General features: G+C 71.9%; 22 protein-coding genes and 1 pseudogene. 20 read left to right on the top strand and 3 right to left on the bottom strand.

What is annotated here, in order from left to right:
- Positions 1-15 precede the first annotated feature (15 nt).
- The 3 genes and pseudogenes from FS641_RS02490 (at position 16) to holA (ending at position 4,131) form a co-directional block, all read left to right on the top strand.
- Positions 16-756: a ComEA family DNA-binding protein gene (locus FS641_RS02490; RefSeq protein ID WP_144759349.1), complete on the top strand. Its 741-nt coding sequence runs from the start codon at positions 16-18 to the stop codon at positions 754-756.
- A gap of 692 nt (positions 757-1,448) precedes the next feature.
- Positions 1,449-2,513: pseudogene (locus FS641_RS18565) on the top strand (ComEC/Rec2 family competence protein); the annotation flags it as partial.
- 598 nt (positions 2,514-3,111) lie between these two features.
- Positions 3,112-4,131: a DNA polymerase III subunit delta gene (gene holA / locus FS641_RS02480; protein ID WP_144759346.1), complete on the top strand. Its 1,020-nt coding sequence runs from the start codon at positions 3,112-3,114 to the stop codon at positions 4,129-4,131.
- A 206-nt stretch (positions 4,132-4,337) separates the two neighbouring features.
- On the opposite strand, the gene rpsT is transcribed toward holA, so the two are convergent.
- Positions 4,338-4,598 (bottom strand): 30S ribosomal protein S20, encoded by a 261-nt coding sequence (rpsT, locus tag FS641_RS02475; RefSeq protein ID WP_144759343.1) that lies wholly within the window; start codon positions 4,596-4,598, stop codon positions 4,338-4,340.
- Between the two features lie 215 nt (positions 4,599-4,813).
- Here rpsT and FS641_RS02470 point away from each other — a divergent pair, with 215 nt between their 5' ends.
- The 3 genes from FS641_RS02470 to FS641_RS02460 all read left to right on the top strand — a co-directional run bounded on the left by FS641_RS02470 (position 4,814) and on the right by FS641_RS02460 (position 8,911).
- Positions 4,814-5,980, top strand: coding sequence for a pyridoxal phosphate-dependent aminotransferase (locus FS641_RS02470; RefSeq protein ID WP_144759340.1), 1,167 nt, complete (start codon positions 4,814-4,816; stop codon positions 5,978-5,980).
- Positions 5,981-6,419: 439 nt separating this feature from the next.
- Positions 6,420-8,267, top strand: coding sequence for a translation elongation factor 4 (gene lepA, locus FS641_RS02465; protein WP_144759337.1), 1,848 nt, complete (start codon positions 6,420-6,422; stop codon positions 8,265-8,267).
- A complete protein-coding gene (locus tag FS641_RS02460) occupies positions 8,264-8,911 on the top strand; it encodes a DUF1990 family protein (RefSeq protein WP_260855612.1) in 648 nt (215 codons plus the stop codon). The genes lepA and FS641_RS02460 overlap by 4 nt, the downstream gene beginning before the upstream one ends.
- Before the next feature lie 26 nt (positions 8,912-8,937).
- Here the strand turns inward: FS641_RS02460 and FS641_RS02455 are convergent, their stop codons facing one another.
- Positions 8,938-9,639 carry an HAD family hydrolase gene (locus tag FS641_RS02455; RefSeq protein ID WP_186317539.1) on the bottom strand — a complete coding sequence of 234 codons (702 nt, stop codon included), beginning with the start codon at positions 9,637-9,639 and terminating at the stop codon, positions 8,938-8,940.
- 29 nt (positions 9,640-9,668) lie between these two features.
- Here FS641_RS02455 and hemW point away from each other — a divergent pair, with 29 nt between their 5' ends.
- Positions 9,669-10,892: a radical SAM family heme chaperone HemW gene (gene hemW, locus FS641_RS02450; RefSeq protein WP_144759332.1), complete on the top strand. Its 1,224-nt coding sequence runs from the start codon at positions 9,669-9,671 to the stop codon at positions 10,890-10,892.
- Here the strand turns inward: hemW and FS641_RS02445 are convergent.
- A complete protein-coding gene (locus FS641_RS02445; RefSeq protein ID WP_260855611.1) occupies positions 10,889-11,296 on the bottom strand; it encodes a DUF4870 domain-containing protein in 408 nt (135 codons plus the stop codon). The two genes, hemW and FS641_RS02445, sit on opposite strands and share 4 nt — an antisense overlap.
- A 107-nt stretch (positions 11,297-11,403) precedes the next feature.
- Between FS641_RS02445 and hrcA the strand changes: the two genes are divergently transcribed.
- The 13 genes from hrcA (at position 11,404) to leuA (ending at position 25,408) form a co-directional block, all read left to right on the top strand.
- The gene (gene hrcA / locus FS641_RS02440; RefSeq protein WP_144759329.1) at positions 11,404-12,426 is read left to right on the top strand and encodes a heat-inducible transcriptional repressor HrcA; all 1,023 of its coding nucleotides are present in this window, start codon (positions 11,404-11,406) and stop codon (positions 12,424-12,426) included.
- 123 nt (positions 12,427-12,549) lie between these two features.
- Positions 12,550-13,662: a molecular chaperone DnaJ gene (gene dnaJ / locus FS641_RS02435; protein WP_144759326.1), complete on the top strand. Its 1,113-nt coding sequence runs from the start codon at positions 12,550-12,552 to the stop codon at positions 13,660-13,662.
- Positions 13,662-14,399, top strand: coding sequence for a 16S rRNA (uracil(1498)-N(3))-methyltransferase (locus tag FS641_RS02430; protein WP_144759323.1), 738 nt, complete (start codon positions 13,662-13,664; stop codon positions 14,397-14,399). The genes dnaJ and FS641_RS02430 overlap by 1 nt, the downstream gene beginning before the upstream one ends.
- Positions 14,400-14,493: 94 nt before the next feature.
- Positions 14,494-14,835 (top strand): histidine triad nucleotide-binding protein, encoded by a 342-nt coding sequence (locus FS641_RS02425; protein WP_144759320.1) that lies wholly within the window; start codon positions 14,494-14,496, stop codon positions 14,833-14,835.
- Positions 14,836-14,893: 58 nt separating this feature from the next.
- Positions 14,894-15,955, top strand: coding sequence for a PhoH family protein (locus FS641_RS02420; RefSeq protein ID WP_260855661.1), 1,062 nt, complete (start codon positions 14,894-14,896; stop codon positions 15,953-15,955).
- The gene (ybeY, locus tag FS641_RS02415; protein ID WP_144759314.1) at positions 15,952-16,413 is read left to right on the top strand and encodes an rRNA maturation RNase YbeY; all 462 of its coding nucleotides are present in this window, start codon (positions 15,952-15,954) and stop codon (positions 16,411-16,413) included. Before FS641_RS02420 ends, ybeY begins: the two co-directional genes overlap by 4 nt.
- Entirely contained in the window at positions 16,410-17,741 is a 1,332-nt protein-coding gene (locus FS641_RS02410; RefSeq protein ID WP_260855610.1) for a hemolysin family protein, read from the top strand. The genes ybeY and FS641_RS02410 overlap by 4 nt, the downstream gene beginning before the upstream one ends.
- On the top strand, positions 17,738-18,661 hold the full coding sequence (gene era / locus FS641_RS02405; RefSeq protein WP_144759311.1) for a GTPase Era: 924 nt from the start codon (positions 17,738-17,740) through the stop codon (positions 18,659-18,661). The genes FS641_RS02410 and era overlap by 4 nt, the downstream gene beginning before the upstream one ends.
- The gene (locus tag FS641_RS02400) at positions 18,627-19,988 is read left to right on the top strand and encodes a sensor histidine kinase (protein WP_222122034.1); all 1,362 of its coding nucleotides are present in this window, start codon (positions 18,627-18,629) and stop codon (positions 19,986-19,988) included. The genes era and FS641_RS02400 overlap by 35 nt, the downstream gene beginning before the upstream one ends.
- Positions 19,985-20,656, top strand: coding sequence for a response regulator transcription factor (locus FS641_RS02395; RefSeq protein WP_144759308.1), 672 nt, complete (start codon positions 19,985-19,987; stop codon positions 20,654-20,656). Before FS641_RS02400 ends, FS641_RS02395 begins: the two co-directional genes overlap by 4 nt.
- Positions 20,657-20,774: 118 nt before the next feature.
- Positions 20,775-21,527 carry an ABC transporter ATP-binding protein gene (locus tag FS641_RS02390; protein WP_144759305.1) on the top strand — a complete coding sequence of 251 codons (753 nt, stop codon included), beginning with the start codon at positions 20,775-20,777 and terminating at the stop codon, positions 21,525-21,527.
- Entirely contained in the window at positions 21,524-22,921 is a 1,398-nt protein-coding gene (locus tag FS641_RS02385) for an ABC transporter permease (RefSeq protein ID WP_144759302.1), read from the top strand. Before FS641_RS02390 ends, FS641_RS02385 begins: the two co-directional genes overlap by 4 nt.
- 717 nt (positions 22,922-23,638) lie before the next feature.
- Positions 23,639-25,408: a 2-isopropylmalate synthase gene (gene leuA / locus FS641_RS02380; protein WP_144759299.1), complete on the top strand. Its 1,770-nt coding sequence runs from the start codon at positions 23,639-23,641 to the stop codon at positions 25,406-25,408.
- The last annotated feature ends 144 nt before the right edge of the window (positions 25,409-25,552 follow it).

Genomic DNA, 25,552 nt, shown 5'->3' with positions numbered 1-25,552 from the left:
CTAGCGTCTGGTGCCATGTCCCGCTTCGCCCTGACGCCCCGTGCCGCGCTGGTCCTCGCGGGCCTCGTCGTCGTGGTCGCGCTCGTCGTGGTGCTGGTCGGGACCGTCCGGAGTGGTGCTGGAGCCACGGCGACGGTGACCGGGGCGCCAGCGGTTCCGGGCTCGGGGCCGGGCTCTGCGGGGTCGGGGGCGGGGTCTTCGGGGTCTGGAGCCGCCGGTCGACAGCCCCTCACGCCGGACTCGACCGGTCCGTCCGGCACTCCTGACCGGTCGGGTGGAACGGCCGCACCAACGGTCGTCGTCCACGTGCTCGGGGCGGTCGAGCGTCCCGGGGTCGAGACGCTGCCGGCGACGAGTCGGGTGACCGATGCGCTCGCGGCGGCCGGGGGAGCCGCCGCGGACGCCGATCTGGCGCGGCTCAACCTCGCGCGGCCACTCGTGGACGGGGAGCGGTTGTACGTGCCGCGTGTCGGCGAGGTCGACGTGCCGCAGGCGATCGACGGGCCGGCCTCGGGCAGCGCTCCGGCCGCGGGTGCCGGCCCGGGCTCGGCGTCTGCCGCTGACGCCGTGGTGGACCTCAACACGGCCGACCAGGCGGCGCTCGAGACCCTGCCGGGCATCGGTCCGGCGCTCGCCGGGCGGATCCTGGCGTGGCGCGACGAGCACGGACGGTTCACGGCGGTCGACGACCTCCTCGACGTCAGCGGGATCGGCGACGCCCGGTTCGCCGAGCTCCGGGAGCGGGTGCGCGTGTGACCGCCGCGGTGGGCTGGTCGGACCTGCGGGTGGGTGCGCCCGCGGCGGTCGTGTGGGCGGCGTCGGCCGTGCTCGTCGGAAGCATCGCAGCGGCCTGGGGCGTCTCCGTCGTCGCGGCGATCGTGGCGGTGGTGGGCGTCGTCGTGCTCGCCCGGTCTCGGGCGGACGGACTCCGGCTGGTCGCCTCGATCGCGGTGGCGACGGCGCTGTTCGTGGGCCTGGTCGGGGTCTCGGTCGCGGTCGGTGCGGCGGAGCGGACGCCGGCAGCGCTCGCGTCGCCGCCGCGCGGGCCGGTCGCGGTGCAGGTCGTCCTCGGCCGTGACCTCGCGCCGGGGGACCGGTCGGTCGTCGGGACGCTGGTCACGGTCGGCGCGGGGGCGTCGCCACTGCACGTCCCGGTGCGGGTCGTGCCCGACCGCGACCACGACCACCAGCGCACCGTCGGCGCGGGGAGTCGGCTCTCCGCCCGGGCCGTCGTGCAGCCGGACACACCCGGGTCGGCGACGGCCTTCGTGCTCTTCATCCGGGGATCCGTGACCGTGGGGACACCCTCGGGTCTCCTCGCGGTGACCGACGACACCCGACGCGCGTTCGTGGACGTCACGCGGGGCCTGCCGGAACCGGGCGCAGCGCTCCTGCGGGGACTGGCCATCGGCGACCGCAGCGGACTCGATGCGGACACCGAGGCCGCGATGGAGACGAGTGCGCTGACCCACCTGACTGCCGTGTCGGGATCGAACTGTGCCGTGATCGTGGCGCTCGTCGTCGTGGTCGGGCGGGCGATCGGCCTCGGTCGCGCCATCAGGACAGCCGTTGCGGTCGCGCTCTTGCTCGGCTTCGTGGTGCTCGTGCGACCGGACCCGTCCGTCCTCCGCGCGACGGTGATGGCGGTCGTCGTGCTGGTCGTCCACCTGGCCGGTCGACCGGTGCGCGGCGTTCCGCTGATCGCGCTCGCGGTGATCGGCATGCTGGTGGTCGACCCGTGGTTCTCCCGGTCGTTCGCGTTCGGGCTGTCGGTCCTCGCGACGAGCGGCATCGTCGTGCTCGGACCACCCCTCACCGCAGTGCTCGCACGCCGCGTGTGGGGGCCGGTGGCCGCTGCCGTCGCCGTGCCCGTCGCGGCGCAGGTGGCGTGCTGGCCGCTGACGGTCCCGCTGTCCGCCGCGCTGCCGACGTACGCGGTCCCGGCGAACCTCCTCGCCGAGCCCTTCGCCCCGATCGTGACCGTCGTCGGGCTCGCCGCCTGCGTCCTCGCGCCGCTGTGGCCAGCCGGGGCTGCCGCGCTGGCGGCCGTGGCGTGGGTGCCGGCATCCGCGATCGGTGTCGTCGCACGCGGAGCGGCGACCCTCCCGGCCGCGTCCGTCCCCTGGCCGGCTGGCCTGGTCGGTGTCGCAGCCGCCGTCGTGGTCAGCGCCGCCGTCGCCGTCGCCGTGCTCGTCCCCGCCGCTGCGCGCTGGCGACTGCTCCTCGCCGCCGGGGTCGTCGTCGTGGTCGGCGCGGGTACGGCCGTCGTCCCACTGGTGGTCGTCCGCGCCGGCGTGCCGAGCAACTGGTCGGTGGTGGCGTGCGACGTCGGTCAGGGGGACGCCGTCCTGGTCCGGAGCGGGACGAGCACCGCCCTCATCGACGTCGGTGACGAACCGGAGCGCCTGCGTTCCTGCCTCGACCTGCTCGGGGTCGGTCACCTCGAGCTCCTCATGCTCACGCACTTCGACCGTGACCACGTCGGCGCCGTCGACGAGGTCGCAGGGCAGGTGGACGTCGCGCTCACCGGCCCGGTCGACCGTCCCGCCGACGCCGCGGTCGTCCGTGGCCTCGTCGCGGCCGGGGTCGACGTCCGGCGCGCTGACGACCGAACGGCGGGGACACTCGGCAGCGTGCACTGGCGTGTGCTCTGGCCGCGGCACGGTGCCACCGCCGCGGGCAACGACGCGAGCATCGTGCTGCAGCTCGACGCCGACGGGTCCTGTCCGCCCTGCCTGTCCGGTGTGTTCCTCGGGGACCTCGACCGCGACGCGCAACGACGACTCCGAACGGTGGCACCGCGGGGACCGATCGACGTCGTGAAGGTGTCGCACCACGGGTCCGCCGACCAGGACCCGACCCTGTACCGGCAGCTCGCAGCCCGGGTCGGACTGATCGGCGTCGGCGCCGACAACCCCTACGGCCACCCGACCGAACGGGCCCTGCGGATGCTCGCCGACGCCGGGACCACCGCGTTCCGCACGGACCAGCAGGGCACCGTCGTCGTCTCAGGAACGAACGGGAGTCCGGTGGTGTGGACGGAGCGCACGCCGTCCGACGCAGGGTCGGACGTGGCCCCTAGACTCGGACGCGCACCATCGGAAGGAACGCATGCCCGCCAAGAAGCCCGCGCGCGCCGCCGCGAAGATCGACCAGGTCCCGTGGTCCGGCATCCGTCCCGCGCCCGTCGTCCTCGTCACCGGGCCGGAGACCTTCCTCGCGGAACGGGCTACAGGCATGCTGCGCGACCTCCTCGTCGGCGAGGACCCCGCGCTCGAGGTCCACGACCTCGAAGCAGACCAGTACGCGCCGGGGGTCCTGGCGACGCTCGCCAGCCCCTCGCTGTTCGGCGAGCCCCGACTGGTCCGGGTCACGAACGTCGAGAAGTGCACGGACGCGTTCATCACCGAGACCATCGCGTACCTCGGCGCACCGGCGGACGACGTCACGATCGTGCTGCGGCACGGCGGGGGCGTCCGCGGCAAGAAACTCCTCGACACGATCCGCAGCGGTGTCGGCGGTGGGATCGAGGTGCAGTGCGACGAACTCAAGCGGGAGTCGGACCGCGCCGACTTCGTGAACGCCGAGTTCCGCGCCGCTCGACGGAAGATCGCCCCGTCGGCCGTGCGCACGCTCGTGGCGGCGTTCGCGGACGACCTCGCCGAGCTCGCGGCGGCGTGCCGGCAGCTCCTCGCCGACGAAGCGCAGGAGATCACGGACAAGGTCGTCGACAAGTACTACGGCGGTCGGGTCGAGACGAACGCCTTCAAGGTGGCCGACATCGCGCTCGCGGGGCGATCGGCTCCGGCGATCGTCGAACTCCGGCACGCCCTCGCGACCGGCGAGGCCCCCGTGCCGATCGTCGCCGCGTTCGCGAGCAAGATCCGCACGATGGCGAAGGTCAGCGCCTTCCGGGGCTCCAGCGGCCAGGCGGCATCGGCGCTCGGCATGGCGCCGTGGCAGGTGCAGCGCGCACAGCGCGACGTCGCCGGGTGGAGCGAGTCCGGGCTCGCGAACGCGATCATCAGCATCGCCGAGGCGGACACGGCGGTCAAGGGCGGCGCACGCGACGCGCACTACGCGCTCGAGGTCATGGTCCGCACCATCGCCCGACGCGGCGAGGAGCGCTGAGGCGAGCCGAGCCTCCTGTCCGGCGGGCGGCGTCCGGCGTCCGGCCGCGGCCCTGTCGCCGCGAGACGCCCACTGCACTGCGTTCCGGACACGACACCGTGTCGATGCGCGGTGCTGTGTCCGGACCGCGGTTCACCGTTCCACTCCCGTGGAACGACGGAGGCCCCGCACCGAGCCGGTGCGGGGCCTCCGAGAGGATCAGTGCGTCAGAGCGCAGCGACCTTCTTCGCGATGGCCGACTTGCGGTTCGCGGCCTGGTTCTTGTGGATGACGCCCTTGCTCACGGCCTTGTCGAGCTTCTTCGTCGCGGTGACCAGAGCGGCAGCAGCCTTCTCCTTGTCGCCGGACGAGACGGCCTCGTTGGTGTGGCGGATGAGCGTCTTGAGCTCGGACTTGTAGGCCTTGTTGCGCTCCTGGGCCTTCAGGTTGGTCTTGATGCGCTTCATCTGCGACTTGATGTTCGCCATGCGTGGTGCTCCTGCTTCGTCTCGTACGGGTGAGTGCGACCGCTGGGTAGAGGGGCCCTTGGTCGTCTCGCGTTCCACCCGTGGGCGGGGAACGCGCAAGCCAGCAAGCAACACTACCAGGACGGGGGACGCCGTACAACGCATCCGACACGCGGTCGCGCCCCGCGATGGTGCGCGTCACCGCGCGGAAACACGGGCGCGTTACCGTGGCGGTCATGCCGTCCCTCGCACCTCGGATCGACACCGTCCCCGCCTCCGGCATCCGCCGGGTCTTCGAACAGGCCGCCCTGCTGCAGAGCGGTGGTGAGGCCGTGACGATGCTCGTCGTCGGGGAGCCCGACGTCCCCGTGGCCGCGCACATCGGGGACGCCGCCAGGCGTGCGTGGACCGAGGACCGGACGGACTACACGCCGAACGGGGGCATCCTCCCGCTCCGGCAGGCGATCCAGCAGAAGCTGCTGCGCGAGAACCGGATCGAGGCCGACCTCGAACAGATCTGGATGACGATCGGCGCGACGCAGGCGCTCTTCCAGGCGATGACGCTCGTGCTGAGCCCCGGCGACGAGATCCTGGTGCCGGACCCCGGGTACACGACCTTCACGATGAACGCGCACATCCTCGGCGCGACGCCGGTGCCGTACCGGCTCGAGGCGGAGCGCGGGTTCGAGCCCGACCTCGGTGCCCTCGAGGCGAGCATCACCGAGCGCACCAGGGCGATCGTGGTGAACTCCCCGTCGAACCCCCTCGGGTCGGTGTTCGGCGAGGACACGCTCCGCAGCCTCCTCGCGCTCGCGAAGGAGCACGACCTCTGGGTGATCAGCGACGAGGTCTACGAGTACTTCACCTACGGCACCCGCCACGTCAGCCTGGCTGCCCTCGACGAGGACGACCGCGTCTTCACCGCGTTCTCGCTGAGCAAGACGTACGCGATGACCGGCGTCCGCGTCGGGTACCTGGTGACGCCGAAGGGGCTCGGTCCGACGATGCGCACGGTGCAGGAGTCGATGATCAGCTGCGTCGCGGAGCCCGACCAGTACGCGGCCCTCGCGGCGATCGTGGGGGACCACTCGGCCGTGCGCGATGCCCGGGAGCACTACCGCGCGAACCTCGCGGTCGCCACCGAGGTGCTCGATGCCGCTGGCATCCGGTACAACGACCCGGAGGGCGCCTTCTACCTGTGGATCGACATGTCGCACGCGTCCGACGGTGACATCGCGGCGTGGACGCTCGGCTTCCTGCAGCGCGAGAAGATCGCGGTCGCGCCCGGGAGCGCGTTCGGTCGGAGTGGCGAGGGCTGGATCCGGGTCTGCCTGGCGGCGACGCCGGAGGACCTGCGGCACGGCCTGGGTGCGCTGCCCGCGCCGGAGCACGCGCGCGTCTGAGCGCACCGTGCGCGGTTGCAGGGTGGTGCGCCGTCAGTGGGGTGGTGCGCGGGAACAGCGGCGCACGGCGCGGCTGAGGGCGCACCGTGCTCGGATGCGCCCGGTGCGCGGCGCACGAGGCGCGGAAGGGCGCAGGGGCGCACCGTGCGCGGTTGCAGGGTTGTGCGCCGTCAGTGGGGTGGTGCGTGGGAACAGCGGCGCACGGCACGACTGAGGGCGCACCAGGCGCGGCGCACCAGGCGCGGATGGGCGCAGGGGCGCACCGTGCGCGGTTGCCCGGCCGGTGCGCCGCCAGCGCCGGCCGAACCGTGCACCTTCGCACCGGCGCACCGTGCGCGGGCGCCGGACTGGAGGCACGGCACGCGTCCGGCATGCGCCGCACCCCGAGTGCACACAACCGTGGGACAATCGTTCGACCGTCCGACCCACCTGAGGAACCGTGAGCCCACAAGCATCCGCTCCGCTCGAGCCCGCCGCGACTCCGGCCGAGGCGATCCGCAACTTCTGCATCATCGCGCACATCGACCACGGCAAGTCCACGCTGGCCGACCGCATGCTGCAGATCACCGGCATCGTCGAGGAACGTGCGATGCGCGCGCAGTACCTCGACCGGATGGACATCGAGCGCGAGCGCGGCATCACGATCAAGTCGCAGGCCGTTCGCATGCCGTGGGAGCTCGACGGACAGACCTTCGCGCTCAACATGATCGACACGCCCGGCCACGTCGACTTCTCGTACGAGGTGTCGCGGTCGCTCGCCGCGTGCGAGGGTGCGATCCTCCTCGTCGACGCCGCGCAGGGCATCGAGGCCCAGACGCTCGCGAACCTCTACCTGGCGCTCGAGAACGACCTCGAGATCATCCCGGTGCTCAACAAGATCGACCTCCCCGCGGCCGACCCGGACAAGTACGCCGCCGAGCTCGCGCAGCTCATCGGCGGCAAGCCCGAGGACGTCCTCCGCGTCTCCGGCAAGACCGGCGTCGGGGTGGCGGAGCTCCTCGACCGCGTGGTCCGCACCGTGCCGGCGCCCGTCGGCGAGGTCGACGCCCCGGCGCGGGCGATGATCTTCGACTCGGTCTACGACAGCTACCGCGGCGTCGTGACCTACGTCCGCATGGTCGACGGCTCGATCGGCCCGCGCGAGAAGGTCCAGATGATGTCGACCAAGTCGACGCACGAGATCCTCGAGATCGGGGTCTCCTCGCCGGAGCCGAAGCCGACGAAGGGCCTCTCGGTCGGCGAGGTCGGCTACCTCATCACCGGCGTGAAGGACGTCCGCCAGTCCAAGGTCGGCGACACCGTCACCAGCGCGCAGAAGCCCGCGACCGACGCCCTGGCCGGCTACACGGACCCGAAGCCGATGGTCTTCTCGGGCCTCTACCCGATCGACGGCTCCGACTACCCGGACCTCCGCGACGCCCTCGACAAGCTCAAGCTCTCCGACGCGGCACTGGTGTACGAACCCGAGACGTCGGTGGCGCTCGGCTTCGGCTTCCGCTGCGGGTTCCTCGGCCTGCTCCACCTCGAGATCATCACCGAGCGCCTCAGCCGGGAGTTCGGACTCGACCTCATCACCACCGCCCCGAGCGTGATCTACGAGGTGACGACCGAGGACAACAGCGTGACGGAGGTCACGAACCCGTCCGAGTTCCCGACCGGGCGCATCGTCGAGGTCCGTGAGCCGATGGTCCGCGCCGCGATCCTGGCGCCGAAGGACTACGTGGGCGCGATCATGGAGCTCTGCCAGCAGCGCCGCGGCTCCCTGCTCGGCATGGAGTACCTCGGTGAGGACCGCGTGGAGATCCGCTACGAGATCCCGCTCGGCGAGATCGTGTTCGACTTCTTCGACCAGCTGAAGAGCAAGACGCAGGGCTACGCGAGCCTCGACTACGAACCCACCGGCGACCAGGCCGCCGACCTCGTCAAGGTCGACATCCTGCTGCAGGGCGACCAGGTCGACGCGTTCAGCGCGATCGTCCACCGCGACAAGGCCTACGCCTACGGCACGCTGATGACCGAGCGGCTCCGGAAGCTCATCCCGCGCCAGCAGTTCGAGGTCCCGATCCAGGCCGCGATCGGTGCCCGCATCATCGCCCGCGAGAGCATCCGCGCGATGCGCAAGGACGTCCTGGCGAAGTGCTACGGCGGTGACATCACCCGGAAGCGCAAGCTGCTCGAGAAGCAGAAGGAGGGCAAGAAGCGCATGAAGACGATCGGCCGGGTCGAGGTCCCGCAGGAGGCCTTCATCGCCGCGCTGTCCGGGGACGTCGAGGAGAAGAAGAAGTGAGCGGCCGCGGAGGCTACCTGACCGCCCTGACCTACGGCGCCGTCGGGGCCACCCAGGCGCCGGACCTGATGACGTACCCGCCGGAGGGCTTCGTGCCGGCGGAGTCCCGCGCTCGGATCGGCCACGGCGACCAGCGGTTCGAGACCGCCGTCACGCAGGCCCTGACGTGGCAGATCCAAAAGCGCAGCGGCATCGAGGTGCGGGTGGACGACGCCCCGGACGACGACGAGGTCCGCTACAACCCGGTGACCTTCGACGAGCAGGGCGTGCCGATCGCCCCGGCGTCCATCGGGACCCCGCGGGTGGAGCACTTCGCGCCGGACGGCACACCGTTGGTCACCGCGGGCACGTCCGCGGTGCTGACGATGCACGCGTTCGGGCAGACCGTGCAGGCGCCGGTCCGGGTCGTGTCCGTGATCGACGAGCCCGACCGCAAGGGCTTCGCCTACGGCACGCTCGAGGGGCACCCGCTCTCCGGCGAGGAGTCGTTCGTCGTCGAGCGCACCTCGGACGGCTCGGTCTGGCTGCAGGTCCGCCAGTTCTCCCAGCCCGCGAGCCGGAAGTGGCGGCTGGTCGCGCCGATGCTGCGTCGTCAGCAGCGGGCGATGGCGCAGCGCTACCTCGAGGCGCTCCGCGGCGACTGACGCCCGACGACCGACCGCGGGCGCGCCTACGCGACGGGACGCAGCGGCGGGAGTGCGGCGATGGCGTCCTCGATGAGCGACGCGTCGGTGACGCAGTCCCGTGCGACCACGACGGCGTTCGTGTGTCGGAGGGCGTCCACGTCGTAGACGCCGGTCGCCACGGCGAGGAACGGGATGCCGACCGCGTCCGCGGCCTCGCCGTCCCGCGGCGTGTCCCCGACGATCACCGCGCGGGTGCCCGCGAGTGCCGCGGCCGCACGGGCGGTGACCCCGGCCCGTTCGACCTCCTCGTCGCCGAAGTACGAGTGGTCCCAGTCGAAGGCGTCGACGTCGAAGCCCGCCCCGAGGAGCTTGACCCGGGCCCGGTAGGCGGAGTTGCCGGTCAGCAGGCCGTTCCGCCAGCCGATCTCGGCGAAGCGCGCGACGAGGTCCCGCGCGCCGGGGGCCGGCGTGCGGTGGTCGCCCGCGCGGTGTCGTTCCTCGGAGAGGTCGCGCAGGTGGTCGCTGACCGCGGAGACGACGCCGTCGTCGAGGTCGTGCGCCCGGACGTGCTCGGCGATGATGCCGGCGTCCGTGCGACCGTGCTGGTGGCCGACGAGCTGGGGGAGGTCACGGCCGACGGCGCGCTCCAGGGCCAGGTGGTAGAGGTTGCCCGGCGAGGTCGCGTTGCGGACGAGGGTGCCGTCGATGTCCCACAGCACCGTGGTCGGGACGGGGTGGTGCTCCATGCCCTCCATCATGACGGAGAATGGAGCCCATGCCGAGTGCTCTGCCGATCGCCGACCCGGCCCCGGCCGACGGCCTGCTCACCCCGGGTCCCGGCGCCGGCGACGTCCCGTTCGGCGTGTACGTGCACGTGCCGTTCTGTCGGGTGCGGTGCGGCTACTGCGACTTCAACACCTACACGGCCTCGGAACTCCGTGGCGTCCGCCGTGACGACTACGCCGGCCACGCCGTCCGCGAGGTCGAGTGGGCCGCCCAGGTGCTCGACCGCTCGGGGGTGCCGCGTCGTCCGGTCTCGACCGTCTTCTTCGGCGGGGGCACCCCGACGATGCTGCCGGCGAGCGACCTGGCGATGATCCTCCGGGCGATCGACGACACGTGGGGGATCCTGCCCGGAGCCGAGGTCACGACCGAGGCGAACCCCGACTCGGTCGACGCCGACGCGATCCGCACGCTGCGACGCGCGGGCTTCACCCGGATGAGCTACGGCATGCAGTCCGCGGTCCCGCACGTGCTCGCGACGCTCGACCGGACGCACGAGCCCGCCCGCGTCCCGCTGGTCACGGCCCTGGCCCGTGACGAGGGGCTCGACGTCTCGCTCGACCTCATCTACTCGACGCCGGGGGAGTCCCTCGACGACTGGCGGACCTCCCTCGACGCCGCGCTCGCCTGCGAGCCGGACCACGTGTCCGCGTACTCGCTCATCGTCGAGGACGGCACCGCCATGGGCCGCGCGGTCTCCCGCGGGGAGCTCCCGGCTCCGGACGACGACCTCGCCGCGGACATGTACGAGCTCGCGGACCGGGTCCTCGGCGACGCGGGCTACGGCTGGTACGAGGTGTCGAACTGGGCGAGGGGCGAGGACCACGCCAGCCGACACAACCTGTCCTACTGGAAGGGCCACGACTGGTGGGGCATCGGCCCCGGCGCGCACTCGAGCGTCGCGGGCACGCGATGGTGGAACGTCAAGCACCCGGCCGCCTACGCGAACCGGGTGCTCGCCGGCGAGTCGCCGGCGGCGGGACGCGAGACCATCGACGACGAGACCCGGTACGTCGAACGGGTGCTGCTCGCTGCGCGCGTCCGCGGCGAGCTCACGACGGACGACCTCCGCCAGGAGGCCCGTGGCCGGGTCGCGGGGCTCATCGCCCGTGGTCTCGTGGACGGTCGCAGTGCCCTGGCCCGCCCCGGCCGGGTCGAGCTCACGCTCCAGGGGCGGCTGCTCGCCGACGCGGTCGTGCGCGAGCTGCTCGACTAGGCCTTCACGAACTCGATCGCGACGGGGTAGCGGTAGAGCTGTCCCCGGTTCGCGGCGACCGCGGCGAGGATGCTGAAGACGATCGTGAGCACTCGCACGGCCAGCAGGATCAGCAGCCCGATCCCCAGCCAGCTCGTGATGACACCGACCGCGTCGGCGATCGCCATCGTGATCTGGAAGTTCAGGGCCGCGCGGGTGTGCTCGCGGACGAACTGGCCGCGGTCGCGGAGCACGAAGTACGCCACGAGCGGCGCGACGAAGCTGAAGAAGATGCCCCCGACGTGCGTCAGCGTCGACCAGAGGCGCTGGTCCTCCGGGGTCATCGGCTGGGGCGGCTGGTACTGGGGCCCACCGGGCTGCTGTGCGTAGCCGTGGGGACCGTTCGGCGGCTGTCCGTAGCTCATGCGCGCCAGCGTATCCACACCGGTGCAGAAGTGTCGGGACGTCGGTGCCCGGGCGTAGGATCAGCACTCGACACGTCCGAGTGCCAGCGTCGAGAGAAGGGATGCCGATGGTCAGCGAACGTTCCCTCGAGGTCCTCAAGGCCATCGTGCGCGACTACGTCGCCTCCCGCGAACCCGTCGGCTCGAAGTCGATCGTCGAGCGGCACGCGTTCGGGGTCAGCGCCGCGACCATCCGCAACGACATGGCCCTGCTCGAGGACGAGCAGCTCATCATCGCGCCGCACACCTCGTCGGGTCGCGTCCCGACGGACAAGGGCTACCGGCTCTTCGTCGACCACCTCGCGGCCGCCCGACCGCTCTCGAGCGCGCAGCGACAGGCGATCGAGACCTTCCTCGGCGCCTCCAACGACCTCGACGACGTCCTCAGCCGAACCGTCCGGCTGCTGAGCCAGCTGACGAACCAGGTCGCCCTGGTGCAGTACCCGTCGATGGTGCGCGCTCGGGTGCGGCACGTCGAACTCGTCCGGCTCGCCGAGACCCGCCTCATGGTCGTGCTCATCACCGACACCGCCCGGGTCGAGCAGCGCGTCGTCGAGACCGACGTCGACCTCGACGAGTCCGCGCTGGTCGAGCTCCGTGCGGTGCTCAACGCCGCATCCGTCGGGCTCCTGCTCCACGACGTCCCCACCGCGCTCCGTGCCGTGCCCGCCCAGATCCGACCCGACGCCCAGGTCCTGGCCGGCGTCGTCGTCGCGACCCTCATCGAGCAGGTCGCCGAGGGGCGGCAGGACCGGCTGCTGATGGCCGGTGCCGCGAACCTGGCCAAGAGCGAGTCAGACTTCTCCGGGGGCCTCTTCCCGGTGCTCGAGGCGATCGAGGAACAGGTGACCCTGCTCCGGTTGTTCGGCGAGATGCAGCTCGACGACGCGACCGTCACCGCCCGCATCGGCGTCGAGAACGCCGAGTACGGCCTCGACGCCACCAGCATCGTCGCCGGGGGCTACCTCGCCGCCGGCGGCGAGGTCGCCCGCCTGGGCGTCCTCGGCCCGACCCGCATGGACTACGGCTCGAACATGGCCGCGGTGCGCGCGGTCGCGCGGTACCTGTCCAGACTGCTCGGAGAGAATTGACGACCGCCCCGACGTCCGCCGACGGTGCGCGCGCCGTCTCGGGGACGCGCGCCGACAGGCGGGCACACCCCGAGCCTCCAGTCCGACCCATCCACACGACCGACGAAACCTCCTGAGGAACACGTGGCAGACCACTACGACGTCCTCGGTGTCCCGCGCGACGCGGCCGACGCCGACATCAAGAAGGCGTACCGCCGACTCGCTCGCGAGCTCCACCCCGACGTGAACCCGAGCCCCGACGCCGCCGAGCGCTTCAAGGACGTGACGCACGCGTACGACGTGCTGAGCGACCCGGAGCAGCGCCGCCGCTACGACGCCGGCCCCGCCGCAGACGGGCCCTTCGGCGGTGGAGCGGGCGGCTTCAGCGACATCTTCGACGCCTTCTTCGGTGGAGGCGGTGGTGGCGGTCGCGGATCCGGCCCCCGCAGCCGCGCCGAGCGCGGACAGGACGCCCTGCTGCGGATCGACGTCGACCTCGACGAGGTCGTCTTCGGCACGCACAAGGACGTCGAGGTGGACACGGCGGTGCTCTGCGAGACCTGCGGCGGATCGTGCTGCGCGCCGGGGACGAGCCCGCGCACCTGCGACATCTGCGGTGGTTCCGGCCACATCCAGCGCCAGGTCCGCTCGCTCCTCGGCAACGTCGTCACGAGTGCCCCCTGCGGGACCTGCCGCGGCCACGGCACCGTCATCCCCAACCCGTGCCCGACCTGCCAGGGACAGGGCCGGGTCCGTGCGCGTCGCACCATCCCGGTGGACGTGCCGGCCGGTGTCGACTCGGGGCTGCGACTGCAGATGCCCGGACAGGGCGAGGTCGGGCCCGCAGGTGGACCCGCCGGCGACCTCTACCTCGAGATCCGCGTGCGGCACCACGACGTCTTCAGCCGTGACGGCGACGACCTCCTCGCCACGCTCGAGGTCGCGATGACCGATGCGGTGCTCGGGACGACCACCACGATCGACGGGCTGGACGGACCGGTGGAACTCGAGATCCGCCCGGGCGTGCAGAGCGCCGACGTGCTGGTCCTGAAGGACCGCGGGGTCACGAAGCTGCGCGGCAACGGTCGCGGCGACCTCCGGGTCGGCGTGCAGGTCGTCACGCCGACCAAGCTCTCGCACAAGGAGCGGCAGCTCGTCGAGCAGCTCGCGAAGTCGCAGAAGGCGTCGCCGCCACAGCTCGCGCGGTTCCAGCAGGGCATGTTCGGCAAGCTGCGCGACCGCTTCTTCAACCACTGATGGCGTCCCTCTACCTCGTCGACTCGCTCGAGGGCGTCTCGATCGGCGGTTCCGTGACGCTCGACGGCGCCGAGGGACGGCACGCCGTCACGGTGTCCCGGGTCCGGGTCGGCGAGGTGCTGCGCATCTCGGACGGCCGGGGCACCGTCGTCACCGGTGCGGTGGCGACGCTCGGTCGCGATGCCCTCGAACTGACCGTGTCGGACGTCGCCGCGGCGCCGCAGCCGGTGCCGTCCCTGACTCTCGTGCAGGCCCTGGCGAAGGGCGGCCGTGACGAGATGGCGGTGCAGGCGGCGACCGAGGTGGGCGTCGACCACGTCGTACCGTGGTCCGCTGCCCGCAGCGTCTCCCGGTGGGAGGGTGCGAAGGTCGCCAAGGGCCGGGCGCGCTGGGCCGCCATCGCGCACGAGGCCGCGAAGCAGGCGGTCCGGTCCTGGGTGCCGACGGTGTCGGACCCGGTCACGACGGCCGCGCTCGCGGCGTCGGTGTCCGCGGAGTCCGTGCTGCTCGTCCTCGACCCGACCGCCACCGATCGGCTCGCCACCTGGGAGCCGCCGACGGACGCGACGTCGATCGCGCTGGTGGTCGGACCCGAGGGCGGCATCGACGGATCCGAGCTCGACCGGTTGTCCGCGGCCGGTGCGGTCCGGGTGCGGCTCGGGGACACCGTCCTCCGGACGTCGACGGCCGGTCCCGCCGCACTCGCGGTGCTCCAGACCCGGCTCGGGCGATGGTGACCGCGGCCGTGTCGGCCCGGATCGGGCACCGCCAGCGGTCCGAGGCCGCGCCGCGGACCGGCCCCGTGCCGGTGGTGCGATCTACGATGGACGCATGAGCAGCGTCTTCACCAAGATCATCGACCGCGAGATCCCGTCGACCGTCGTGGCCGAGGACGACCGCGTGATCGCGATCGAGGACATCGCCCCGAAGGCCCCGGTCCACGTGCTCGTCATCCCCAAGACCGACGCGTACGCGAACGTCGCCGAGCTCGCCGCCGGGGACCCCGACCTCCTCGCCCACGTCGTGGCCACCGCGCAGCGCATCGCCGACGAGCGTGCGGGTGGTCAGTTCCGTCTCGTCTTCAACACCGGCGAAGCCGCCGGTCAGACCGTGTTCCACGTGCACGCGCACGTACTCGCAGGCGACCTGCAGGAAGGCACCCTTGCCAGCTGACGAAACCGCCCCAACCGAGACCGAAGCCGTCTCGGAGATCACCGTCGACGGCATCGCCATGGTGCAGTTGCTCGGACCCCAGGACCGACTGCTGAAGACCGTCGAACGCCAGTACCCGGGCGTGCGCGTCCTGGTCCGCGGCAACGAGGTCACCCTGACCGGCCCGGAGCGCGACGTCGCCCGTGCCCGCGCGCTCGTCGACGAGCTCGTCGGCATGGTCCGTCGCGGCCAGGACGTCGGTCAGGCCGACATCCCGACCTCGGCACGCATCATCGACGAGCAGCGCAGCCCGTCCGACGTGTTCGGGACCCCGATCGTGTCGAGCCGTGGCAAGTCCGTGCGGCCGAAGACCGACGGGCAGCGGGCGTACGTCGACGCGATCGACGAGAACACCATCACGTTCGGGATCGGTCCGGCCGGCACCGGCAAGACCTACCTGGCGATGGCGAAGGCCGTGCAGGCACTGCAGCGGCGTGAGGTCACCCGCATCATCCTTACCCGTCCCGCGGTGGAGGCCGGCGAGCGGCTCGGGTTCCTCCCCGGGACCCTGACCGACAAGATCGACCCGTACCTGCGGCCGCTGTACGACGCGCTCAACGAGATGATGGACCCCGAGCTCGTGCCGAAGCTGCTCGCGGCGGGCACGGTGGAGGTGGCTCCGCTGGCGTACATGCGCGGCCGGACGCTCAACGACTCGTTCGTCGTGCTCGACGAGGCGCAGAACACCACGCCGGAGCAGATGAAGATGTTCCTGACGCGTCTGGGCTTCGGTTCGAAGATGGTCGTCACGGGCGACATCACGCAGGTGGACCTCCCCGGCAACGTGTCGGGTCTCCGCCTGGTGACGCGCATCCTCGCCGACGTGGACGACATCCACTTCGCCCGACTCGGCAGCGAGGACGTCGTGCGGCACACGCTCGTCGGTCGGATCGTCGACGCGTACACGGTGTACGACGAACAGCGGCTCGCCGAGCAGGCCGGACAGCGCCCCGGCGGTCGCGGCACCGCTCCGGCGGGCAACCCGTCCGGGGTGAACCGCGCGGAACGGCGCGGGCGACCACCACAGGACCGCCAGGCTGCACCCTGGCCGCAGAACGACACCCGAGGAGGAACCCGGTGAGCATCGAGCTCAACAACGAGTCGGGCGTCCAGGTCGACGACGACGCCATCCAGCGTCTCGCCACCTTCGCGCTCGACGCGCTGCACGTCCACGCCGACGCGGAGCTCGCCGTCGTGCTCGTCGACGAGGGGGCGATGGAGCAGCTGCACATCCGCTGGATGGACGAACCGGGCCCGACCGACGTCCTCAGCTTCCCGATGGACGAGCTCCGCCCCGGCACCGAGGACGACCCGACGCCCGCAGGACTCCTCGGCGACATCGTGCTCTGCCCGCAGGTCGCCGAGGCGCAGGCGAAGACCGCCGGGCACTCCACCACCGACGAGCTCCTGCTGCTGACCTGCCACGGCATCCTGCACCTGCTCGGGTTCGACCACGCGGAACCCGAGGAGAAGGCCGAGATGTTCGGCCTGCAGGGCGAGATCCTCACGGCCTTCGCGGCTGCTCGCCGGGGGCGGTGACCGCGGTGCTCCTCGTCGCCGTCCTGCTCGCGGTGGCGTTCGTCCTCGTCGTGCTCGGCGGGCTGCTCGCCGCGTCCGACGCCGCCCTCGGGGTGCTCTCCCGCGCCGACCTCGACGAGGTCGCCCGGGGCAGCAAGCGCCGTCGTGCCATCGAGGCGATCGCCGACGACGTCGGTGCACACGTGAACGCGCTGAACTTCGTCCGGGTGCTCGCCGAGACGGCCGCCGCGGTCCTGGTGACGATCGCGCTGTTCACGGTGCTCGACACGTGGTGGGTGGCGCTCATCGTCTCGGCGGCGATCATGACGGCGGTGTCCTTCGTGCTCGTCGGGTCCAGCCCGCGGAGCGTCGGTCGTGCCCACGCCGAGGCCCTGGTCGGCGTCACGGGAGGGCTCGTGCACGGCGTCCGCATCGTCATCGGTCCGCTCGCCGACCTCCTCGTGCTGATCGGCGACCGGGTGACGCCCGGCCGGAACGGCAGCGCGTCGAGCGTGTCCAGCGAGGAGCAGCTGCTCTCGCTCGTGGACGAGGCGACCGAGAGCAACGTGCTCGAGGCCGACGACCGCGAGCTCATCCACTCGGTCTTCGAGTTCAGCGACACCCTGGTGCGCGAGGTCATGGTGCCCCGCACCGACATGGTCACCGCCGACGCGTCCGACACGGTGTCCACGGTCATGGAGCAGTTCCTGGCCGCCGGGGTCTCCCGGATGCCCGTCACCGGCCGCGACAGCGACGACGTGCTCGGCGTCGTCTACCTCCGCGACCTCGCCAGGGCCCTCTACGAGAACGACCGTGCCGGCGGCCGTGTCGTCACGTCGCTCCTGCGGGCCGCCGAGTTCGTCCCGGAGTCCAAGCACGCCGACGAGACGCTCCGGCACATGCAGGCCGTGAAGAACCACCTGGTCCTGGTCGTCGACGAGTACGGCGGGGTGGCCGGACTCGTGACGATGGAGGACCTCATCGAGGAGCTCGTCGGCGACATCTCCGACGAGTACGACCGCACCGTCGTCGACCGGGTCGAGGTCAGCGACGGCGTCTGGCGGATCTCGGCCCGCATGCCCATCGACGACCTCGGCGACCTGTTCGGCGTCGACCTCGACGACGACGACGTCGACACCGCCGGGGGCCTGCTCACCAAGGAACTCGGTCACCTGGCCACCGCGGGCGAGTCCGTGACCGTCTCCGGCGTCGTGCTCACCGCGGACCGTGTCGAGGGCAAGCGCCGCCACCTCATCTCCGTGCTCGCCGAACGCACCGATGCCCTCGCCGGCGCGGAGCAGGCGTTCGAGGGCTCCACATCCACCACGACGGGATCCACCTCCGCATGAGCGACACCGCCAGCACGCCCACCTTCCGCGCCGGGTTCGTCTCGTTCGTCGGGCGCCCGAACGTCGGCAAGTCGACGCTGACCAACGCCCTGGTCGGCGAGAAGGTCGCGATCACGTCCTCGAAGCCGCAGACCACCCGCCGGGCGATCCGTGGCATCGTGCACCGCCCCGACGGGCAGGTGATCATCGTCGACACCCCTGGCGTGCACCGTCCGCGCACGCTCCTCGGCGAACGGCTCAACGACCTCGTGCAGTCGACCCTCGGGGACGTCGACGTGATCGGCTTCTGCGTGCCGGCGAACGAGCCGATCGGCCCGGGCGACCGCTTCATCAACGAGACGCTCGACCACTTCCCGCGCGCGAAGAAGATCGCCATCGTGACGAAGATCGACCGGGCCGGCAAGGAGAAGGTCGCGGAGCAGCTCATCGCGGTGTCCGCGCTGCGCGAGTGGGACGCGATCGTGCCGACCTCCGGAACGGAGGGGACGCAGCTCGAGGCGCTCCTCGGCGAGATCACCGCGCTCCTGCCCGAGTCGCCGCCGCTCTACGGGGCCGAGGCCGTGACCGAGGAGACGAGCGAGGACCGCATCGCCGAGCTCATCCGCGAGGCGGCCCTCGAGGGTGTCCGCGACGAACTCCCGCACTCGCTCGCGGTCCTCATCGAGGACATGGTCGAGCCGGACCCGGACGACGACCCGGACGGACCGCTCCGCATCTTCGCGAACCTGTTCGTCGAGCGGGACAGCCAGAAGGCGATCGTCATCGGGCACAAGGGGGAGCGTCTGCGGGACGTCGGCACGAGGGCGCGTGCGGCGATCGAGTCGCTGCTCGGTGGTCGGCACGTGTACCTGAACATCCGGGTGAAGGTCGCCAAGGAGTGGCAGCGTGACCCGAAGCAGCTCGGCCGACTCGGGTTCTGACCGGGAGCACGTCATCCCGGGGAACGACGCGCTCGTGCGCGTCGCGCCGTACCGTGGACGGGTGTTCCGTCCCATGCTCCGCGCGCAGGTCGTCACCGACGTCGTGATCGCCGGCGCCCTCGGTGTGCTCCTCGTCGTCGCGTCGGCCCGGGGGATCGAGAGCCCGACCGCGTACGTCGTGGTGCTCGGGCTGACGGTCGCGCTCGCCCTGCGCCGCCTGTCGCCCGGGCTCGCGCTGACCATCGCCTGGGTCGTCGCGGTCTTCCAGATGGCCACGGACCAGGTGGTCGGCACGGACTTCGTCCTGCCCGCCGACCTCTTCATCGCCGGCATCGTCTACACGACCGCGGCCTACGGCAGCCGCCGCGTCCGACTCGCCGGGCTCGTGTCGGCCATCGCCGGGGCGGTCATCGCCGCCGCGTACATCGGGCTCACGGACTTCGCGACCCGCTCGACGGCGCCGACGATGTACGGCGCCGGCCCCGAGTCCCTCACGCTGACCGCCGGCGTGTTCGCGGTGGTGCTCGCCGTGCTGCTCCTGCCCTGGCTCAGCGGCGTCGTGGCCCGCACGCGCCAGACGGCCCGGATGAGCCGTGAGGCGCAGCTGCTCGCCGAACGCGACGCCGCGCGTGCCGACCAGGCCGTCGCCGTCGAACAGGAGCGCGTCCGGATCGCCCGCGACATGCACGACATCGTGGCGCACTCGCTCGCCGTCGTCATCGCCCAGGCCGACGGGGCCCGCTACGCGCTGCGCGCCGACCCCGCGATCGCGGACCAGGCGCTCGGCACGATCTCCGGGACGGCCAGACGGGCCCTCGGCGACGTCCGGGAGCTCCTCGGAGCGCTCCGGCACGAGCAGGGAACGACGCCCACGCCGGACGTGGACGACATCGAGCGGCTCGCCGGCGAGATGCGCGACGTCGGCCTCGACGTGCGCATCGAACGCCGTGGTGACGGGTCGACCCTGCCGACGTCGACGCAGCTCGCGGTGTACCGCATCGTCCAGGAGAGCCTGACGAACGCGTACAAGCACGGCGAGCGGGGCACCCCCGTGCACACCACGCTGACGTACCGGCCCGACACGGTCGAGATCGACGTGGTGAACCGACGCGCCGACGACGGTCGTTCGGGGCCCGGCACCGGCCACGGGCTCGTCGGGATGCGCGAGCGTGCCACGATGTCGGGCGGGAGCATGACCGCGGGGCCGCGCGGCGACGACTTCGCCGTGGCCGTCCGCATGCCCGCCCACCCCGCCAGCGGTCAGATGCCGCGCGGGCTGTTCAGCTCGACCACGACACCGACCGACCGGGAGCACACCGCACGATGACCGACACCCAGATCCGCGTCGCGCTCGTCGACGACCAGGCGCTGTTCCGCACCGGCATCCGCATGCTCGTCGACTCACAGCCCGACCTGGTGTTCGTCGGGGAGGCCGGCGACGGCAGCGAGGGCGTCGAACTCGTCCGGCGACACCGCCCCGACGTCGTGCTCATGGACGTCCGCATGCCGGTCATGGACGGCATCACCGCGACCGCGAAGATCGTCGAGGACGCCGGCACCGACGGCGCGAAGGTGCTCGTGCTCACGACCTTCGACTTCGACGAGGCGGCGGCCAAGGCGATCCGCGCCGGCGCGAGCGGCTTCGTCCTCAAGGACGCCGATCCGGAGTTCCTCCTCGCCGCGATCCGCACGGTGCACGCGGGGACCGCCGTCTTCGCGGCCTCGGCGACCCGGGAGCTCCTGCGCCGCTACGACGACACCCAGACCCAGGCAGCGAAGGTGCCGGCTGCGTTCGCCGACCTGACACCGCGCGAACGGGAGATCTTCGACCTCGCGGCGCGCGGGTTCAGCAACAGCGAGATCGCCCAGCACGAGTACGTCAGCGAGGCCACGGTGAAGACGCACATCTCGCGCGTGCTGACGAAGCTCGAGCTCCGCGACCGCGTCCGGCTCGTGGTGTTCGCCCACGAGCACGGGCTCGTCACGAAGGACTGACCGGCACCGTCCCTCATCCCTCGGGATGATCCCTCCACGGCGAACCGAGCCGAGCGGACGATCCACAGGAGCCGCGCGACCGACGCGATCCGTGCCTCCCGGCGGTCAAGGTGGATGCATGACCACGAGCCACGCCCCGATCATCCGACTCGACCACGTGTCCAAGCACTACGGCGACGCTGTGCGCCGTGTCACGGCGCTCGACGACGTCAGCGTCGACATCGGCGCCGGAGAGTTCACCGCGGTCATGGGGCCGTCCGGATCCGGCAAGTCGACGCTCATGCACGTCGCTGCCGGGCTCGACGCCGTGTCGACGGGCCGGATCACGATCGACGGCACCGACATCACCCGCCTCGGCGACCGCGAGCTCACCGAGCTGCGGCGGCGCCGACTGGGGTTCGTCTTCCAGTCCTTCAACCTCGTCCCCACGCTCGACGTCAGCGAGAACATCCGACTCCCGTTCCTGCTCGGCGGGCACGAGCCCGCCCGGGCGGAACGCGAGTGGATCGACCGGCTCGTCGACCAGCTCGGCCTCGGCGACCGTCTCACGCACCGTCCGCACCAGCTGTCGGGCGGCCAGCAGCAGCGCGTCGCCATCGCCCGGGCCCTCGCATCCCGACCAGCCGTCGTCGTCGCCGACGAACCGACCGGTGCACTCGACTCGCGGACCGGGCGCGACGTGCTCGCCATCCTGCGCGGCGCCGTCGCCGAGTGGGGGCAGAGCGTCGTGATGGTGACGCACGACCCGACCGCGGCCGCGAACGCCGACCGGATCCTGTTCCTCGCCGACGGCCGGGTCGTCGCCGACCGTCCGGCGATGTCCGCTGCCGAGATCTCCGCCACGATGCTCGGGATGGAGGCGGCCGCGTGAACGCCGTCCGCGACTTCGCTCCCACCGTCCTCGTCGCCGCCCTCGGGACCACGTTCGGGTCCGCGCTCGTGATCGCTCCCGGCATCGTGACCGAGGCGCTCGGCGCGCTCGGACTGTCCGACCTCGCCAGCGTCCGGTCGATCCTCGACGTCATCGGATGGCTGTTCCTCGGGATCGCGCTCTACGTCGGGGCGATCGTCACCGCGAACACCTGCGCGACGCTCATCGCCGGGCAGACCCGTGTCCTCGCCCTGCAGCGACTGGTCGGTGCGAGCGGGGCATCGCTCCGCTCCCGGATCACCCGTGCCGGCCTCGTCGTCGGCCTGGTCGGGGGCGTCCTCGGCGCGATCGTCGGCACCGGGGTCAGCGCGCTGTTCGTCGCCGTCCTGCGCGGCAACGGGTCGCTCCCGGACACCGGGTACACCCTGGTGCCGTGGCAGCTCGTCCTGCCGATCGTCGCCGTCGTGCTCGCCACGTGGGGCGCCTTCGCGGTCGGGTCGCGGCGCGTCCTGACCGTCACCCCACTCCAGGCCCTGTCGTCGGGCATCGAGCCCAGCCACGACGACGTCCGGTCGGGCACCGCGCGCAAGGTCACGGCGATCGTGCTCATGGCCGGTGGAGGCCTGCTCATGGTGCTCGGTCTCGCCGTCAGCCACTCGACGCCGATCGCGGTCCTCCCCGCGGCGCTCGGCGGGTTCGTGTCCTTCGCCGGGATCGCCGTCGGCGCGACCATCGTCATGCCGCCGGTGCTCGCCCTGATCGGCCGGGTCGGCGCGAAGGACCCCGTGGTGCTGCTCGCCGGCCGGAACGCGCTCCGGGCCCCGGGGCGGGCTGCCCGCGCGACGATCGGGCTGGTGATCGGTGTCACCCTGCTCGTCACCTTCGCGGTGGCGCTCGGGATGATGCAGCACGTGCTCGCGGCCCAGCTGCACGACCACGCGCAGGGCGGCAGCCCGGAACAGGTCCAGGCGTTGAACGACGTCTTCGTCCGGGTGAACGGGGTCGTCAGCGTGATCGTCGGCTTCTCCGCCGTCATCGCCGCCGTCGGGGTCGTGAACGCCCTCGCACTCGGCGTGCTCCAGCGGCGTCGCGAGCTCGGGCTGCTCCGCGTCCTCGGCCTCACCGGGGCGCAGGTCCGACGCATGATCGTCACCGAGGCCGTGCAGATGGTCGTCGCAGCCGTCCTCACCGGGCTGGTGCTCGGCACGTTCTACGGCTGGGTCGGCGGCCAGACACTGCTCGGCTCGCTCGGCGCCGCCGGTGCGCCGGTGCTGCCGCCCATGACGATCGCCATCGTGGTCATCGGGGCGCTCGTCCTCGCGGTGGTGGCCACGGTCGCACCCGTGCGCCGCGCGATGCGCGTCCCCCCGACGGAGGCGCTCGCCGTCGACTGACCCCGCGTCGTCAGCGGCGACGGACGGGAGGCTCGGTGCCGGTCAGGCGTCGAGCCTCCCGTCGTGCGCGTGCTGCCGGGACCTGTACTCGCCACCCCATCCGCCGCGCCTGCAGCCCCGCGTTGCCCGGCGCATTCGCGTACCCCGCGGCTCGAGGTTCCACGACTCGCCGCTCACGTCCGCCGAGGTTCCACGACGCGCCCTCGCGGCACGCCGAGGTTCCGGAATTGTGGAACGCCGACGGACGCGCGGCATCGTGCATCGCGCGCGTACCGAGTGGTCGCGACACACCGCTCACGTGCACCGAAGGGTCGCGGAACGTCGCACGGCACGCTCCCGAGCGACCACCCGTGACCACTCAGCGCACGCGCCCGGGGTGGCGTGACCACTCCGCGACGGTCCCGCACGCCCCGCCGGGCTCGGGCTCGGACTCCGCAGACCATCCCCGAAGTTCCACGACTCGCCGCTCACATCCGCCGAGGTTCCACGACTCGCCCTCCCCGCAAGCCGAGGTTCCAGAATTACGGAACCTCGGCGAGAGAGCGCGCGCACCCCGCACCACGTCACACGGCGGACCACCGGTGCTACGGTGGACGGGCTATGTACTCGGCGCTCCTCCTCCTTCGCTGCCGCGACGAGGCCTGACACACCGGCCCACCTCGTCGCGGAGTCTCGTCGTCGGCCGACACCACCTGACGAACCGAAAGCGAACGACCGATGCAGAACACCCAGCGCCCCTCCGGGATGCCGATCCACAAGTACGTCCCCTTCCACGAGCAGATCACCGTGGACCTGCCCGACCGCACGTGGCCGACCAAGCGCATCGAGAAGGCTCCGCGCTGGTGCGCGGTCGACCTCCGGGACGGCAACCAGGCCCTCATCGACCCGATGGACGCCGAGCGCAAGCGGGCCATGTTCGACCTCCTCGTCCGGATGGGCTACAAGGAGATCGAGGTCGGGTTCCCCAGCGCCTCGCAGACCGACTTCGACTTCGTCCGCAGCCTCATCGACGAGGGCGCCATCCCCGACGACGTGACCATCCAGGTGCTGACCCAGGCGCGCGAGCACCTGATCCAGCGCACGTACGAGGCCATCGACGGCGCCAAGCAGGCCATCGTCCACCTCTACAACTCGACGTCGATCGTCCAGCGCGAGGTCGTCTTCCGGACCGACGTGCAGGGCGTCGTCGACATCGCGGTCGCCGGGGCGAAGCTCTGCAAGGCGGCCGAGGCGAACCTGCAGCACGACACGACGGTGTACTACGAGTACTCGCCGGAGTCCTACACGGGCACCGAGCTCGCCGTGGCGCTGGAGATCTGCAACGCCGTGCTCGAGGTCTTCGAGCCGACCCCGGAGCGCAAGGTCATCATCAACCTGCCGGCGACGGTGGAGATGGCGACGCCGAACGTGTACGCCGACTCGATCGAGTGGATGTCCCGCAACCTCGCCCACCGGCAGGACGTGATCCTCTCGCTGCACCCGCACAACGACCGCGGGACCGCCGTCGCCGCCGCCGAGCTCGGCTACATGGCCGGAGCGGACCGCATCGAGGGCTGCCTGTTCGGCAACGGGGAGCGCACGGGCAACGTCGACCTCGTCGCCCTCGGCATGAACCTGTTCACGCAGGGCATCGACCCCGAGGTCAGCTTCGCCGACATCGACCAGATCAAGCGCACCGTCGAGTACTGCAACCAGCTCCCGGTGCCGGAACGACAGCCGTGGGCCGGCGACCTCGTCTACACGGCCTTCAGCGGGTCGCACCAGGACGCCATCAAGAAGGGCTTCGACGCGATGCAGGCGAAGGCCGCCGCCGCGGGCACGAGCGTCGACGAGGTCGAGTGGGCCGTGCCGTACCTGCCGGTCGACCCGAAGGACATCGGTCGGTCCTACGAGGCGGTGATCCGGGTCAACTCGCAGTCCGGCAAGGGCGGGGTCGCCTACCTGCTCAAGACGGACCACGCGATCGACCTGCCCCGCAAGCTGCAGATCGAGTTCTCCGGCGTCGTGCAGCAGCGCACCGACACCGAGGGCGGCGAGTTCAGCTCCGAGAAGATCTGGGACCTGTTCCGCGACGAGTACCTGCCGGCACCGGTCGACGAGGACAAGTGGGGCCGCTACGAGATCACGAAGACCGCGACGTCGAGCGACTTCGACGGCACGACGAAGCTCTCGGTGGCGCTGCGGGTCGACGACGGCTCGGTCACCGCTGAGGCGGTCGGCACCGGCCCCATCGACGCGTTCCTCTCGGTCATGCGCGAGCAGGGTGTCGCCGTGACGCTCTACGACTACTCGGAGCACACGATGAGCGCGTCCGGCGACGCGAAGGCCGCGTCCTACGTCGAGCTCGACGTCGACGGCGTCCGCCTCTGGGGCGTCGGCATCGACGCCGACATCGCGACGGCGTCCCTCAAGGCGATCGTCTCCGCGGTGAACCGCGCGGTCCGCGCGGGTGCCGCCTCGGGGACCGCGGAGCTCGTCTCCGCCTGACCGCACCCCGCTCCACACGTCGCGCCCCGTTCCCACGGGGCGCGACGTGCGTGTCCGGGCGCGTCCGCCGACCACGACGACCCGGTCGGGAGGCTCGGCTCGCGTCACCGCCCGACACCGGCCCGCGTCGTGGGCGCGTGGTGT

Origin of the sequence: Curtobacterium sp. 9128 (genome assembly GCF_007673775.1) — a bacterium.
Taxonomy (GTDB): domain Bacteria; phylum Actinomycetota; class Actinomycetes; order Actinomycetales; family Microbacteriaceae; genus Curtobacterium.
Note: the sequence above shows the minus strand (reverse complement) of the source record. Positions and strands in the feature narration are given on the sequence as shown.

Bases quoted from the DNA above. Each gene is read 5' to 3' on its own strand.
- FS641_RS02490 (WP_144759349.1), top strand. From the start codon at position 16: ATGTCCCGCTTCGCCCTGACGCCCCGTGCCGCGCTGGTCCTCGCGGGC.
- holA (WP_144759346.1), top strand. From the start codon at position 3,112: ATGCCCGCCAAGAAGCCCGCGCGCGCCGCCGCGAAGATCGACCAGGTC.
- rpsT (WP_144759343.1), bottom strand. From the start codon at position 4,598: ATGGCGAACATCAAGTCGCAGATGAAGCGCATCAAGACCAACCTGAAG.
- FS641_RS02470 (WP_144759340.1), top strand. From the start codon at position 4,814: ATGCCGTCCCTCGCACCTCGGATCGACACCGTCCCCGCCTCCGGCATC.
- FS641_RS02455 (WP_186317539.1), bottom strand. From the start codon at position 9,639: ATGGAGCACCACCCCGTCCCGACCACGGTGCTGTGGGACATCGACGGC.
- hemW (WP_144759332.1), top strand. From the start codon at position 9,669: ATGCCGAGTGCTCTGCCGATCGCCGACCCGGCCCCGGCCGACGGCCTG.
- FS641_RS02445 (WP_260855611.1), bottom strand. From the start codon at position 11,296: ATGAGCTACGGACAGCCGCCGAACGGTCCCCACGGCTACGCACAGCAG.
- hrcA (WP_144759329.1), top strand. From the start codon at position 11,404: ATGGTCAGCGAACGTTCCCTCGAGGTCCTCAAGGCCATCGTGCGCGAC.
- FS641_RS02430 (WP_144759323.1), top strand. From the start codon at position 13,662: ATGGCGTCCCTCTACCTCGTCGACTCGCTCGAGGGCGTCTCGATCGGC.
- FS641_RS02425 (WP_144759320.1), top strand. From the start codon at position 14,494: ATGAGCAGCGTCTTCACCAAGATCATCGACCGCGAGATCCCGTCGACC.
- FS641_RS02420 (WP_260855661.1), top strand. From the start codon at position 14,894: ATGGTGCAGTTGCTCGGACCCCAGGACCGACTGCTGAAGACCGTCGAA.
- era (WP_144759311.1), top strand. From the start codon at position 17,738: ATGAGCGACACCGCCAGCACGCCCACCTTCCGCGCCGGGTTCGTCTCG.
- FS641_RS02395 (WP_144759308.1), top strand. From the start codon at position 19,985: ATGACCGACACCCAGATCCGCGTCGCGCTCGTCGACGACCAGGCGCTG.
- FS641_RS02390 (WP_144759305.1), top strand. From the start codon at position 20,775: ATGACCACGAGCCACGCCCCGATCATCCGACTCGACCACGTGTCCAAG.
- leuA (WP_144759299.1), top strand. From the start codon at position 23,639: ATGCAGAACACCCAGCGCCCCTCCGGGATGCCGATCCACAAGTACGTC.